This is a genomic window from Nitratiruptor sp. YY08-26 (assembly GCF_016593215.1).
Lineage (GTDB): Bacteria > Campylobacterota > Campylobacteria > Campylobacterales > Nitratiruptoraceae > Nitratiruptor > Nitratiruptor tergarcus.
The window spans coordinates 1,623,670-1,637,887 of the sequence record NZ_AP023063.1 but is presented as its reverse complement, the minus strand read 5'-3'; the positions used below and the strand labels follow the sequence as shown (position 1 = coordinate 1,637,887).

Annotated in this window: 13 protein-coding genes; 11 read left to right on the top strand and 2 right to left on the bottom strand. The window is 31.4% G+C overall.

Annotated features, from left to right (window positions below):
• The first annotated feature begins 48 nt into the window (after positions 1-48).
• The 11 genes from JG738_RS08805 (at position 49) to JG738_RS08755 (ending at position 11,363) form a co-directional block, all read left to right on the top strand.
• On the top strand, positions 49-2,145 hold the full coding sequence (locus tag JG738_RS08805) for an ATP-binding protein (RefSeq protein WP_201337543.1): 2,097 nt from the start codon (positions 49-51) through the stop codon (positions 2,143-2,145).
• Positions 2,146-2,156: 11 nt separating this feature from the next.
• A complete protein-coding gene (locus JG738_RS08800) occupies positions 2,157-2,432 on the top strand; it encodes a hypothetical protein (RefSeq protein WP_201337542.1) in 276 nt (91 codons plus the stop codon).
• 58 nt (positions 2,433-2,490) lie between these two features.
• Complete coding sequence (gene istA, locus JG738_RS08795) at positions 2,491-3,579, top strand: IS21 family transposase (protein WP_201337008.1); 1,089 nt, start codon at positions 2,491-2,493, stop codon at positions 3,577-3,579.
• On the top strand, positions 3,551-4,360 hold the full coding sequence (istB, locus tag JG738_RS08790) for an IS21-like element helper ATPase IstB (RefSeq protein WP_370583670.1): 810 nt from the start codon (positions 3,551-3,553) through the stop codon (positions 4,358-4,360). Before istA ends, istB begins: the two co-directional genes overlap by 29 nt.
• A 59-nt stretch (positions 4,361-4,419) precedes the next feature.
• Positions 4,420-4,719: a hypothetical protein gene (locus JG738_RS08785; protein ID WP_201337541.1), complete on the top strand. Its 300-nt coding sequence runs from the start codon at positions 4,420-4,422 to the stop codon at positions 4,717-4,719.
• Positions 4,720-4,731: 12 nt separating this feature from the next.
• Positions 4,732-5,649, top strand: a complete 918-nt coding sequence (locus JG738_RS08780; protein WP_201337540.1) for a hypothetical protein — start codon at positions 4,732-4,734, stop codon at positions 5,647-5,649.
• A 17-nt stretch (positions 5,650-5,666) separates the two neighbouring features.
• Positions 5,667-6,359 carry a hypothetical protein gene (locus tag JG738_RS08775; RefSeq protein ID WP_201337539.1) on the top strand — a complete coding sequence of 231 codons (693 nt, stop codon included), beginning with the start codon at positions 5,667-5,669 and terminating at the stop codon, positions 6,357-6,359.
• A gap of 172 nt (positions 6,360-6,531) precedes the next feature.
• Positions 6,532-8,208 (top strand): DUF262 domain-containing protein, encoded by a 1,677-nt coding sequence (locus JG738_RS08770; RefSeq protein WP_201337538.1) that lies wholly within the window; start codon positions 6,532-6,534, stop codon positions 8,206-8,208.
• A 1-nt stretch (position 8,209) separates the two neighbouring features.
• Positions 8,210-10,198, top strand: a complete 1,989-nt coding sequence (locus tag JG738_RS08765; protein WP_201337537.1) for a DUF262 domain-containing protein — start codon at positions 8,210-8,212, stop codon at positions 10,196-10,198.
• Positions 10,199-10,587: 389 nt separating this feature from the next.
• On the top strand, positions 10,588-10,911 hold the full coding sequence (locus JG738_RS08760) for a UPF0175 family protein (protein WP_201337536.1): 324 nt from the start codon (positions 10,588-10,590) through the stop codon (positions 10,909-10,911).
• A complete protein-coding gene (locus JG738_RS08755; RefSeq protein WP_201337535.1) occupies positions 10,911-11,363 on the top strand; it encodes a DUF3368 domain-containing protein in 453 nt (150 codons plus the stop codon). Before JG738_RS08760 ends, JG738_RS08755 begins: the two co-directional genes overlap by 1 nt.
• A gap of 137 nt (positions 11,364-11,500) precedes the next feature.
• Here the strand turns inward: JG738_RS08755 and JG738_RS08750 are convergent, their stop codons facing one another.
• Positions 11,501-12,961 carry a GNAT family N-acetyltransferase gene (locus JG738_RS08750; protein WP_201337534.1) on the bottom strand — a complete coding sequence of 487 codons (1,461 nt, stop codon included), beginning with the start codon at positions 12,959-12,961 and terminating at the stop codon, positions 11,501-11,503.
• A complete protein-coding gene (locus JG738_RS08745) occupies positions 12,951-14,150 on the bottom strand; it encodes a M20 family metallopeptidase (protein WP_201337533.1) in 1,200 nt (399 codons plus the stop codon). The genes JG738_RS08750 and JG738_RS08745 overlap by 11 nt, the downstream gene beginning before the upstream one ends.
• Positions 14,151-14,218 lie beyond the last annotated feature (68 nt).

The following is a 14,218-nucleotide window of genomic DNA, read 5'->3' as shown; positions in this document are numbered from 1 at the left end:
TCATCCTATTGTGCCAAACTTCTTGAAGAAAATTTAAAGGAGTCTGCAATGAGAATAAAAAAAAGAAGCGGTGTTAACTCCTGGAAATATGTAGACAAAGAGGTTAGCGATAAAATCACTCTTTGGATATTGCGAGTGATATTTAGACTTGATAGCTTTAATACATTTTTGGACTCCTACAGTAGATTCCATCACGATTCCCTTGCCTATTTTTTGGATTTAGAAGAATATGTTAATTGTGGTGATGTTAAAAAATCTGAAGTTTTTGAAAAGCTTCATAAAAAATATACTGAGTTAGAAAAAAGAAAAATTTTTACTTCTCATAGAGTTTTAACAAACAATCTTAAAAAAATTGCTTCATTGATGGATCTTAATGAGGTGGAAATTGCGATTTTGGAATTTGTAATTTTTATGAACTATTATGACATTTTAGAAAGAGCTTTGAATATGATGGATGAAACTTTCAATTTCACGCGTCTTAGAAAAGCTTTGAGCCTGATTCTTGATATTCCTATATCACATATCAATGAAGCACTAAAACCTGATAGCAGGCTCGTAAAGTCTGGCATTATTTCTATAAGTTCCTATAAAGGCTATTTTAGTGACAAAATAGAGGTGATTTCAGAAAAATTTGTTGAAAATATCTGCACGTTTGATGAAGATATTACATTACTTTTAAAGGATATCATAAGAAAAGTAGATAGTAAAGAGACTTTGTCATTGCAAGATTATGAATATATCTCAAAAGATGCTTATACCATTTTAAACTATCTCAAACATACAATAAAAAAGAGACAAAAGGGTGTAAATATTTTACTCTATGGAATTCCAGGAACCGGAAAAACGGAGTTTGCAAAAACTATTGCCAAAAGTTTGCAATTGGAGCTCTTTGAAGTGAGTTACGCAGACGAAGAGGATGAAGCCATTGACGGACATAGACGTATTCGCGCTTTAAAAGCCGCTCAAGCACTTCTTTCTAATAAAAATATCCTTCTTTTATACGATGAAGCAGAAGATATTTTTGACAAAAGCGATACTCTTTTTGCACCAAAAAGACAGGAAAATAAAGCCTGGATCAATAAAACATTGGAAAATAACGATCTGCCAACAATTTGGATAACAAACAACATTGATAGTATTGATAGTGCGATTATTAGAAGATTTGATTATGTTTTAGAGTTGCCTATACCCCATAAAAATCAAAGAAAAAAGATAATAAAAAAATACTCCCATAATCTTTTAAATGAAAATACAATTGAAGCACTCTCAGAGCATGAACATATCGCTCCGGCAATTATAAGCAGAGCTTCCAAAGTTGTAAAAAATATTGAAACAAAAGAGCAAGAAGATATTTTTATCCGTATTATAAACAATACACTCAAAGCACAAGGGTATAAGGAGATTATATCTACAAAAAAAGATAGCGCATCTTTGCCGGAAGTGTACGATACAAGATTTGTCAATACAACAACTGATCTTGAGAAGCTCACACAAGGAATCAAAAAACACCCAAACGCAAGACTCTGTCTTTATGGACCTCCAGGAACAGGCAAAAGTGCTTTTGCAAAATATATCGCAAAATGCCTAAATAAATCATTCATCTTAAAAAAAGCAAGTGATTTACAAAGCATGTGGGTGGGAGGTACAGAAAAAAATATAGCAAGAGCTTTTGAAGAGGCTAAAAAAAGTGATGCAGTGCTTATTTTTGATGAAGTTGACAGTTTCTTGCAAGAGAGAATGCATGCGAGAGCCTCTTGGGAAGTGAGTCAAGTTAACGAGATGTTAGTGCAAATGGAAAACTTTGATGGCATTTTCATAGCCACTACAAACCTTATTGATAATCTTGATAGAGCAAGTTTGAGACGATTTGATCTCAAGCTCAAGTTTGACTTTTTAACTAAAAACCAATCATGGCAGATTTTCAAAGCCTATTGCAAAGAATTAGGACTTCCAAACCCAAAAAATAGCGTAAAAAAAGAGGTTGAAAATCTACTATTCTTAACTCCTGGAGACTTTGCGGCGGTTGTGAGACAAAGTAGATTTAGACCGATTGAAGATATAAAAGATTTTCTTCAAAGATTAAAAGATGAAGTTGCAATAAAAGATATAGCTTCAAACAAAAAAGTGGGATTTGTTGCTTCATAAAAGGAGAGTCCATGAAAATAGCAATTACCGGACATGTAAACATAGAAAAAGCAAACGGCAAAAAGCTAATCGATTATAGAAAGTATGATGAAGAGGTTTTTGAAAAAGTCTATAACGAGATAGATTTGATGATGGAAAAAGTTTTTGAAAATTTACATATTGAGAAAAATGGTGTGGTGTTTATTTCAGGAATGGCGAGGGGCGTGGATGAGATATTTGCGCTTTACGCCATGAATAATGGCTTGGTGTCACCTGCAATGTTAAAATACACCACAGACGCAAGATGAAAATGTACCATCCATGAGATGAGGAAATATAAGAGAATATAATCGCTTCCAAAAATATTTGGAGGCAATAGTGATTACATACGAGGAGTTTGTGATGGTACATACACTTTACAGACAAGGATACAGCATAAGAGCTATTGCAAGGATGACGGGACTTGATAGAAGAACCGTATCCAAAAGACTCAAAGAGGATAAGCTTCTGCCAAGAAAACCGAGAGTTTACAAATCGAAGCTCGATCCATACAAAGAGTATATAAAAAAGAGAATAACTCAAGGGTTGCCGGATAAAATTCCTTCAACGGTAATATACCGGGAGATTACAGCAAAAGGGTATGAGGGGAAGATAAGAATATTGCAGGCGTTTATGAGCGGGCTTTATAAAGAGCATATGAGCGTAAAAGAGGAAGAGGTAGTGCGATTTGAGACAGATCCGGGCGAGCAGGCGCAAGCTGACTGGACGGTGATACGAAGAGGGAAGAATCCCATTTATGCCTTTGCGATGATTTTGGGCTATAGCAGATACGCATTTATCTGCTTTACAGACAATATGCGCTTTGATAGTTTTATAGATTGTCATAAAAAGGCTTTCGCCTTCTTTGGGGGAGTGCCTAGAACCATTCTTTACGACAACCTCAAAAGCGTGGTGATAGAGCATAACGCTTACGGGAATGCAAAACACAGATTTAATGAGAGGTTTTTGGATTTTTCCAAAGAGTATGGATTTATTCCAAAACTTTGTAAACCCTACAGGGCAAAAACAAAAGGGAAGGTAGAGAGAGTTATAGGCTATATGAAAGGAAACTTCTATATTCCTTTGAAAGCAAGACTCAAAAACTCTTCGCTTGTTATAGATACAAAGCTTCTTAACAGCCAGATATTTCAGTGGCTTGAAATTGTTCATAATAGAGTGCACGCAACAACGAAGCAAAAACCAAAAGAGCTCTTTATAAAAGAGCAAAAAGTTCTGCTGCCGCTAATAATTTCAGCCAAGCCAAAAAGCTTGCATAACAAAAAAGAATATGACAATTGCATAGATAAAAAGCTTTCCTTGTCAAATAAAAAGTATAAAAACAGCATAAACATACATAATACAGCTAAGAGTTCTTTAGAGGAGTATGATGCGCTTTTGGGAGTTTGCCATGCATAAAGAGATACACAGTATAAATGAACAGATACAAGAGTATGCTGCGCTTTTTAAACTTCCTGCCATTAAAGAGAGCTTTTCATCCATAGCGCAAGAAGCAGCTAAAAAGAATCTTTCATACAGCCACTTTTTGCTTGAGCTTTTTAGATATGAACATCAAAAGAAGATAGAGCGTTCAAAAGCAACAACACTAAAAATGGCAGGCTTTCCAAAAGTAAAGACCATAGAGATGTTTGATTTCTCATCTTCTGCGGTAGATAGAAATATTATTAATGAACTTTCTACTTTAAGATTTATAGAGAATGCCGAAAATATCCTGCTTATTGGACCAAGCGGTGTTGGGAAAACCCACATGGCCATAGCTTTGGGATATCTTGCTACACAAGCAAGAATAAAAACAAAATTCATCACTGCAGCAGATCTGCTTTTACAACTTGAGATTGCGCAGCAGACCAACAGGTTGCAGCACTATTTCAAAAAGGTTATCAATACGGTAAAACTCTTGATTATCGATGAATTTGGCTATATCAAGCTCAATGAAAACCAGGCCAATCTCTTTTTCCAGGTTATCAATAAACGGTATGAAATAGGATCAATTATCATTACAAGCAATCTATCTTTTACAAAATTCAAGGAGGTGCTCAACAATGATGAAGCGTTAACTACAGCAATACTTGATAGGCTTATTCACCATAGCCATATACTCAATATCCAAGGTGAAAGCTACAGGCTTAAGCAAAAAAGAAAAGCTGGTGTCCTTACTGGACTCGATAACAATTTTTAGTTTCAAAGTGGTACATTTTCACTTCGCATCTTGGTACATTTTTAGGTTGCACTTGACACTTGGCTCTTTTTGCAGCAATTCCCTATAAAGTCTATTGGCACAGAGCAAGAAAAGAGAGTGCCATCCGATATGATGAGATTTTGGAGTATACAAAAAAGAGCGCTGGCTTTCAAGAGATTTCAAAACATTATAAAAACATAGGATCTTCTTTTTTTGCTCGCAATCAATATATGGTAGATATGGCAGATATTGTGATTTCTTATATGAAATACAACTCACCTGGCACTATGGATACGATAAAACGGGCAAAAGAGGCAGGGAAGTATTATGGGAATATTTTAGATCTTGTTAGTAAATAATGGAGAATAACAATGAGTTTAAGAATCTGCAATATAAATCGTAGTAATTCTCAAATGAGTCGTGTTTTTGTAGATGAAGAGGGAATCTATTATCTTTGGATACTCTATTCGGGTTATCCCGATTTAGAGATAGTTCCTTTTAAAAAGGAAAATAATAAATTTATAGAAATAAAAACACCAAAAGTGGATGAGCTGTATGACTATTTGAGATTTAGATTTTGCAATGAAACAGTGTTTGAAATAGAAAAACTTTTTGAATCTTTACTGTGGGATTATAGCAAATTTACTATTCCTAAAAATATTGTTGAAAAGTTTGGTGAAAAGTTTTGTGAATATTTTTTAAGAGATCGTGATAATGAGTTTATATTTTTGGATCCTTATGCCAAACATTGGATCATTGATTTTGAAAAAGTAAGAAACCAAGAAAAAGAGTTTTTGCAAGAGCCAGAGCTTTTACCTTTTACCATTACTGAGCTTGGAGTAACATTAACAAAAGATTTAGAACTGCAAAAAGATGGAAAAAATTTGAGCATAGAGGAATTTTGGAAAGTATATGATGAGTATAGATTGAGCCTCATACCAATTGCAAAGAAAAAAGACAAGATTTTTAGAAAAATAGAAGAGGATCTAGGAAAGCGAGTTAAAGAATCCTTGAGAGAAATCAAAAGTAAAAAAATAAGTGATTACAATATTGAAATACAAGTAAAAGTTTTTGATACATTGCTAGGATATGAGCAATTTTTAGAACTGTTTTATACAGAAGAGATGTTTGAAGATGGTGTTTTATATCATTTAAGAGAGTTAAATAATATGGAAGTTTGCCGACTTTTTTGGCATGTGATAGAGTTTTTTGGATTAAGAATTATAACTACAGAGCTTTCATTTTGGAGCGAGATAACAATAGATAATCAGAAGTTTTTTAGATTGTAATTAAAGGAGATATGAGGATGCAATGGAATATAGGTAATTCAATATTCAAAGGATATAACGACAAAGAAGGTATCATGTTATGCGGGTATGAGTGGGGATTTTCAAAAGAGGAACAAGAAGCATATAAAAATGGAAAAATTAATCCGATAGATTTTCAAAAAGAGCCTTCCACATTTTCAAATAAAGTTAATCTTTATAAAAAATATTCACTAAAGCACTATTATCAATATGATGAAAGAATCATCAAATGGTTTGGATTATGGGGACATCCATTAAAAAGAAATAATGGAGAATTTGAGAAGACTATTTTGCAAACCAACTGGTGTGATAGTCAGAATCATGCCTTCAAAGGTAATAGATATCATAAATTACTTAATTGCAAAGATAATTTCTTAGCTCATATTCGTGAGTTCAAACCAAGATTGATAATATTTTTGGGAGCTGTAATGATTAAAGTATTAAATAATCCCAATGTAAAAAATGAGTTTGAAAAAATTATGGGTAAAGAAACAAAACCTTTAAAATTTATTCAAAAAGATTTTCCAAGAAGGCGGTTTAAAATAGGCTTTCAAAGTTTTGAAAATTGCGATATAGCTGCATTTCCCCATCCTTCTGGAACAATCGGACTTTCAGATGATTATATAGCACTTTTTAAAGATGAGATGGATCTAATACTTACTAATTTTAAGAAATTTAAAGGGCTTTCTTAGCTATTCATTTATTGAAATTTTCAAAAAATATGAATATATAAAATAAAAACTTTCTTCTTTTATAAGATAATATTAGATAGATTTTTACTTTAATATTTTAAATTTACAATTAATTAAAAGTAACTTGAAATAATTATCGTTAATAAAAATGAAAAAGGAGAGTAAAGAGTAAATGGAAATAAAACCCTTAGTTAGTATTAATGATTTAATTGAAAAAAAAGATTATCATTTTTTTATTCCTTCATATCAAAGAGGATATAGATGGGATGAGAACGAAGTTAAGAATCTATTAGAGGATTTTGCTGAATTTGAAAATAATGCTGAAAAGGAAGATTTTTACTGTTTACAGCCTTTGGTAGTGAAAAAAGAAAAGAAATATTTTAGAGTTATTGACGGGCAACAAAGATTAACTACTATTTATTTAATTTTAAAAGCTTTAGAAAATTTGTTAAAAGAAGAATATCAAGTAAATGATTTTTTTACTATAGAGTATGAAACAAGAACAGAATCTCAAGAGTTTTTGGAAGATATATCCAAGAAAAATGAACAGGAAGCCAAAAAAAACATAGATTTTTGGTACATGTATAAAAATTTTCATTTTATTAAAAATTGGCTAAATGAAAGTATCAAAAATAACAAAATTACTCCAAGAAGGCTATCTGAATTATTACTATCTAAATCTAGAAATGATGGTATAAAATTTATTTGGTATGAAATAGAAAAGAATGAAAAAGAAGAAGATGTATTTACAAGGTTAAATATAGGTAAAATACCTCTTACTAATGCAGAGCTAATTAAGGCGCTATTTTTGTTCCAGATAAAAAAAAGACATAATAATAAAGATATTATACAAAAAGAGCAAAATATTTTGGTGTCAGAATGGGATAATATCGAAATTTCTTTGCAAAATGACAGATTTTTTCACTTTTTATTTAAAGAAAAATACGATAAGCCTTCAAGAATTGAATTTATTTTTGATTTGATAGCAGATGATTTAGAAGTAGAAATCGAAAATTTAAAAAATGATGATGAAAAAAGAAGTTTTTATATTTTTAATGAGTATATTGATAGTTATGATAAAGCAAGAAAATTATGGAAGAAAGTAAAATATTATTATAGAGTGTTTGAAGAACTATATAATAATTTACAATACTACCATTTAGTAGGCTATCTAACTAATAAAAATACATCAAAGAGTATTGCTGAAATTATTGAATGGTATAAAAATCTATCTAAAGATAAATTTTTAAAAAGATTAAAAGATGAAATTATTATAAAAGATATTGATAAAATTGAAGATTTGGATTATTATAAAAACAAAAGTAAAATATCAGACATTTTATTTTTATTTAATATTCTAATATCAATAGAGAGTAGATTTTTTAGATATCCATTCGATTTACATAAAAAAGAGAAATGGAGTCTAGAGCATATTAACCCACAAAATCCTTTAGAGATGAGTGAAGAAGAAAAAGAGGAGGTTTTAAAAGGGTATATAGATGATGAAAAATATAAAGAAGAAATAGAAAATGTTTTAAAGATAAAAGATGTGGATAAATATAATGAAATAATAAGAAAAATAATCGATTATGATGATGATAGTTTAGGAAATCTAACACTTTTAAGTCAAAGTATAAATTCATCAATTGGTAATAATTTTTTTAAATACAAACGAAAAGAGATAATAAATTTAGACAAAGATTCGAAATTTGTGCCACCTGCAACGAAGTTGGTGTTCTTAAAATATTTCACGCAAGAACCAAAAAGTCTCTATAAATGGGAAATTGAGGATAAAAAAAGTTATATTGAAGAGATAAAAAATAGACTAAAGTCATTTGGTGGAGAATAAAATGGAGACAAAAAAATTCTTAGATGTATTAAAAAATGGCATTGAAATTCCAAAAATTCAAAGAGATTATGCACAAGGTCGAAAAAGAGAAGAAAAAAAGTTAAGAAGATTTTTAGAATATATTAAAAATAACTTGTCCAATAAAGTTTTCTTGGATTTTGTATATGGTGTAAAAAGTGATAAATTTATTCCATTGGATGGACAACAAAGATTAACTACTCTTTTTTTAATATATTATTATGTGTCATTAGAAAATGAGTTTTTAGAAGAATTTAATAATTTTACGTATGATATTAGGAATACTTCAAAAGATTTTTTAGAAGCTTTAGTTGAAAATTGGGATAATTTAAAAAAAGAAAATATTGTTTTTCAAATAGAAAATAGTAACTGGTTTTTTAAATCTTGGAGAAATGATCCTACGATTGATGCAATGCTAAATGCTTTGGAAGTTATTGAGGAGTATTTTAAAGATGTTTCATTAATAGATTTGCAAGATATTGAATTTAAATTTTTTGATTTAAAAGAATATAAACTAGGCGATGAATTGTATATTAAAATGAACGCAAGAGGAAAATCATTGAATGATTTTCAAAATTTCAAAGCTGAATTTGAGAAAAACACTAAACCTGAACCAAAATTTGATAGCGGTTGGTTAGATTTTTTTTGGAAAAAATCGGAAAAAAATGCTGAAGTAGATTTTTATAAATTTTTATCGTATATAGCAGAAATGCTTTATTATAAAGAAAATACAAAAAATTTCAGTTTTGACTTTTATACAATAGTAGATATTTTAATCCAAAACAAAAACTTTTTAATAGATATTCTTGATAATTTAGAAAAAATAGATGAAGCAATCAAGTTTATTAATGGCAATATTGAAATGTTGGATATTGGTAAAATAAAAAATTTTTGGAAAGAAGAGCTAAATAACATTGCACAAAAAGTTATAGTATTTGAAGTTATAAACTATATTTTGAGATATGATATAGACGAAAAACTAAAAGATTTTGTACAAGTAATGAAAAATATATTATTAAGTGATAAAAAATATGAAAAAGGTGTAATTTATAGGCAAACAATAGGATATGAAAATATAAAATCATATTTAGAATCATTTAATATGATTAATTGTGATAATGTATATTCCAAACTAACAAAAACAAAATTTTCATTTAGAAAAGATGCTTTTAATAAAGAAATAGAAAAAGCAAAATTGATTTTAAAAGATAATAGATATAAAACTATTATACATAGCTTAGATGATTTTCAATATTTTAAAGGGAATATTTCTAATGTTTTAGTCGAGAATATAGATTTATTGGATAAATACAGTAAATCAATAAGAAAAATTTTTGAAAATGAGGATAGTTTAATTATCAGGGCTTGGTATAGCATCAATGATTTTACAATTGAATTACCTGGATTGACAAATTGGGGGAAAAGATACTATTTTGGAAGAAAAAAATATTGGGATAGGATACTCCAAGATGAAAAAAATAAAGATAATTTAAAAGAGTTTTTAGATACTTTTATAAAAGAAGGCAGTTTAGAAAAAATGATAAATTATTCTAAATATTCTCCTCAGAATTTGAGATATTATTTTATTAAATATTCTGAATTTAGTGAAAAGTATAATAAAAATAGGTTTATTTCAAATGATATAAATATATTTGTAAATAAAGATAAATTTAATGTTGAAAAACTTAATAATAATAATTTAATTGGATATCATATAAATCCATTTATTTATACCATTGGAAAAAAGTTGGAAGAAAAATATAATGAACGTTTTGCTTATAGTGCAAAAGGAGATGATTATTCATATTTAAAGTTTGATAATAAAGATTATATGGTTTTGGAAGATAATAGTTTTAAATTATATAATAGTGAGCATAAATTTAAAAGAGAGTGGAAAATAAAAAATTTTGGTGATATTGATATTATTGAGGAAATGGTAGAACTATTATGTAAAGAAGTATTGGAGATCTAGTAGTAATGAGATGCAAATTTGTCCTGCTCAAATATTATAAGGATCAATTATATAAAAAATAGTAAAAAGGAAGGGGACTAAGAAGGAAAAGCAGGACTTAAATAACAATCATAAGGGAGAAAATGCTAGTAGATAATTTTATCATTATAAACATCTTTAGGAGAAACAAAATATTGACTAAAATTGCTGAAAATTATGATTGGTGTTTGGAACTATAGATGAATGAATGAAAATTAAAGAAGTACAATTTCAAATTATTTAATGATAATTCATTAGGAAGGAAAATTGCGAAAATCTTAACATTATCTAAAATTGCTAACTTTAGTGTACATTGTACTTAAATACCAGTTGTGCTATAATACTTATGAATATAAGTATAAGGACTAGTAATGAAAGCATTAGGTATCAGAGATTTGCAGAAAAATCCATCGGCTTTAACAAAATTTTTAGAGGAAAATGAGTATACATTAATAACCAAAAGGAACGTTCCTTTGGGAATAGCCATATCTTTTAATGATGATATCATCACAAAAGGACTAAAAACATCTCTCCTTATCAATGCTTACGAAGAAGGCTTGGTGAGTCTGGGGGAATTGGCAAAAGCTTTGAATATATCGAAAAAAGATGCTATGAAGCTGATATCTATAAACGGGAAGAATGTGATTGACTATGATTTCAAAGAGGAGCTGGAAAATTTGAAAGATTTTGTATAATGATCGTAGTAAGCGATAGCACCACTTTGATAATCTTGTTTGATTTAAAAAGATTAGATTTGCTGCAAAACCTCTTTCAAAAAATCTATATTCCCAAAAAAGTACATGAAGAGATTACGTACAAAGAGGATTATTTTATCCCTAAGTTTATAGAAACAGTGGAGATAGACAATAGTGAAATACTGCACTATCTTGAGTTCTATCTCGATAAAGGAGAGAGCGAAGCGATTGCATTGGCTTTGGAAAGAGATCTACCTTTGATTATTGATGAGAAAAAGGGAAGAAAAATAGCAAAAAATCTAGGTATCAAGATAGTGGGACTTCTTGGTATCGTATATCTTAATGTACAAAAGGGTTTTATCACAAAAAAAGAGGCGAAAGCGTTTTTAGAAACGGCTGTGAAAAATGGTTATAGGATTTCTGAAAAATTGATTGAGGAAGTATTAAAGTGATTAAAAAGCCAAAATTTTAGAGATTTCAGCCAAAAAATTTCAAAAACTCTATCTATAAAAAGAAAATTGTTTTGATGTAGCTAGTTAAGAGAGTAAATATCTAAAAATACTTAAGAGATACTTTTAAAGTAACTTTCTCAAACCTTCTTCTTATCCTCCAAAATAAACCTGTGCAGCTCTTTACAAAAATCGCTGTAGCAGACGATATTTTGCTCTTCGATATTTTCAGCGAGCTCTAGCTGCATACGCAAATAGTCTTTTTCATGGCGTCTTAAAAAGAGTACTCCGCAGTAAAAAAAGCCAAGTTTTCGCAAAGCCTCTACCACTTTATCAATATTTGCTACACTTTGCAAGCATATATCTGCATAGACCATATCGGGATGTTTTTTGACAGCCTCTTCAAAAATAGCAGTAGCGCGCTCTGCAAAATTTGCTCCAGCCCCATCAATAACGATTGTTGTAATATTAAATGCAGCATTATGCTCAATAGCAATCTCCTCTTTGGTCTTTTCTCCTTGTGCCTTTGCAAATGGTACATTGCAAAGTTCATAAGTCTTTTGGATCCACTCTTGGTAGCGTTTTGGGATAAATATTTTTCGAAGTGTTCTCTTAAAGACTAAATACTCTACAACAGTAGCTCCTCTTGTGTCTCTAAAGGGGTATTTATGCCCTTTGAGGCGTACCATCTGATGCACCTCTCCAAGCTGTAAAGCAGAAGGCGCAAAGCCAAACCGCGCATTTGCTCTTTGGCTATAGGGATGGAATGTGACAGCTTCACCAAAAAGAGCACTGAGCCCCAGCTCTTTTGCCTTTTGGATAAGCTTTTCAAACATCGCTTTCATAATTCCCATCCCTTTGAAGTTGGGATCTACTACAGCGATGCCAATTTCAGCTGTATTGGAATTTGGTACCATCACCAGGGCAAAGTGACCAACTATTTTGTCATCAATTTGTGCTACGATGGAGTGGATTGCGCCTGAGCGCTCTTTTTGTACTATTTTTTCAGGAAAGTAGAAGATGTCTTTGAAGTAGGTGTAGCCATAGTTTTTATAGATAAGCCGTGTTATGCCAACCTCGTCGCCCTCTTGAAAACTGCGTACAATGAGTCTTTCTTTGATATGCTCTTTTGCTACGAGATCCAAATCATCGCCTATATCGCTATAAAAGGGTATCTCCTCTTTGAGGCGTAGATGCAAAGGAGCATATTTGATGACTGAAAATTTTTTGCCATGCAATCCTAAATTGAAGTATTTTAAACTATCTACGAGTAAATAGACGCGATTGAGCCCTTTGTTTTTCTCTTTGAGATCTAATGGGACTTGTCCTAAAATTTTGGGATCAAATGGTAGTCCCTCATCTCTTATATCTACTTTCATGCCATTGTGAAAAATCTCACACTCGATTTCAATAATGCCCTCTTCATCTTTTTCATAGGCATGCTCTACTGCATTTTCAAAAAGCTCACGTACAGCTTCAATGAGATCATTAGTCTCTTTTTGTGGGAAAGAGACAATAGCGCATAATTCAGCTAAAAAACTTCGTACAGGCTTAAAAAACTCGATATCGTTGTATGTTTTAATAAAAAATCTATTTTTCACAAAACTCTCCCATTGCTTTTAAGGCTGCTGCGGCTAAAATCTTCATGCCAATTGGCAACGCATCTTCATCCACATCAAATTTTGGATGGTGCTGCGCTACACAAGTCCCTTTTTTGGGATTACACACACCAAGGCGAAAAAATGCTCCAGGAACGATCTCTAAGTATCTGCTAAAATCCTCTCCACCCATGACAGGATCTTGTAAGTCAATGACATTCTCTTCGCCTATAATCTCTTTTGCTACTTCTACAATAATATCTACTGCCTTATCATCATTAATAAGTTCAGGATTACCATACTCATAGTGAAACTTATATTGTGCTCCCATAGCGTGGCAGATTCCATGAATAGTATCTTCCATCATTGCTGGAATATTTTTGCGCACCTTTTCATTCACTGTTCGCACAGTTCCTGTTAGCTTTATATGATCGCAAATGATATTTGGCGCAGTTCCACCCTCAATGGTTCCAAGACTAATAACTGCTGGGTGGAGGGGATCGATGCGGCGGGATATGATATGGTTGAGTGAGTTAACACACATCGAAGAGACCAAAATTGCGTCCACTCCTTCATGAGGTCTAGCTCCATGCGCACTCTTGCCAAATATTTCTATTGTAAATGTATCGGCACTTGCCATCATCACACCGTACTTGTAGCCTATTTGCCCCGTCATGAGATAGGGATAGACATGGAGCCCAAAGATAGCTTTGACGTTTTCTAGCGCACCATCGCGTATCATCTCTTCAGCCCCACCATCGCTTACCTCTTCTGAGGGCTGGAAAATAAAGCGGATATTGCAAGGAAGCTGCTCTTTTACTTGTGCAAAAGCAATTGCTGCTCCTACTGCAATTGCTGTATGAGCATCATGCCCACATGCATGCATTACTCCTGGAACTTCGCTCGCATAGGGTTTTTCATTTTGCTCTTGGATAGGCAGAGCATCCATATCAGCGCGAATTGCTACACAGGGTTTACTTTTATCTACTACTAAATCAGCTACAAGACCATGATGCGTAGCAAATTCTTTAATCGCATATCCTTCGATTTCTAAAATCCCTTTGATTAAATATTTGGTATGCTCTTCATGATGGGAGAGTTCGGGGTGTTTGTGGATATCTCTACGTACGTGGATAACTTTATCTTTGAGGCTATCAATGACTTTGAAAAGCTCTTTTTTTATCTCCTTCATGCAAAGCCTTTTTTTCTATGATAAATCAAAAAAGTTTAAAAGTTTCTGTAACGGCTTGAATAAAGAGT

Excerpts from the sequence above, each read along its gene's own strand:
- JG738_RS08805 (WP_201337543.1), top strand. The coding sequence starts at position 49 with ATGAGAATAAAAAAAAGAAGCGGTGTTAACTCCTGGAAATATGTAGAC.
- JG738_RS08800 (WP_201337542.1), top strand. The coding sequence starts at position 2,157 with ATGAAAATAGCAATTACCGGACATGTAAACATAGAAAAAGCAAACGGC.
- istB (WP_370583670.1), top strand. The coding sequence starts at position 3,551 with ATGCGCTTTTGGGAGTTTGCCATGCATAAAGAGATACACAGTATAAAT.
- JG738_RS08780 (WP_201337540.1), top strand. The coding sequence starts at position 4,732 with ATGAGTTTAAGAATCTGCAATATAAATCGTAGTAATTCTCAAATGAGT.
- JG738_RS08775 (WP_201337539.1), top strand. The coding sequence starts at position 5,667 with ATGCAATGGAATATAGGTAATTCAATATTCAAAGGATATAACGACAAA.
- JG738_RS08770 (WP_201337538.1), top strand. The coding sequence starts at position 6,532 with ATGGAAATAAAACCCTTAGTTAGTATTAATGATTTAATTGAAAAAAAA.
- JG738_RS08765 (WP_201337537.1), top strand. The coding sequence starts at position 8,210 with ATGGAGACAAAAAAATTCTTAGATGTATTAAAAAATGGCATTGAAATT.
- JG738_RS08760 (WP_201337536.1), top strand. The coding sequence starts at position 10,588 with ATGAAAGCATTAGGTATCAGAGATTTGCAGAAAAATCCATCGGCTTTA.
- JG738_RS08755 (WP_201337535.1), top strand. The coding sequence starts at position 10,911 with ATGATCGTAGTAAGCGATAGCACCACTTTGATAATCTTGTTTGATTTA.
- JG738_RS08745 (WP_201337533.1), bottom strand. The coding sequence starts at position 14,150 with ATGAAGGAGATAAAAAAAGAGCTTTTCAAAGTCATTGATAGCCTCAAA.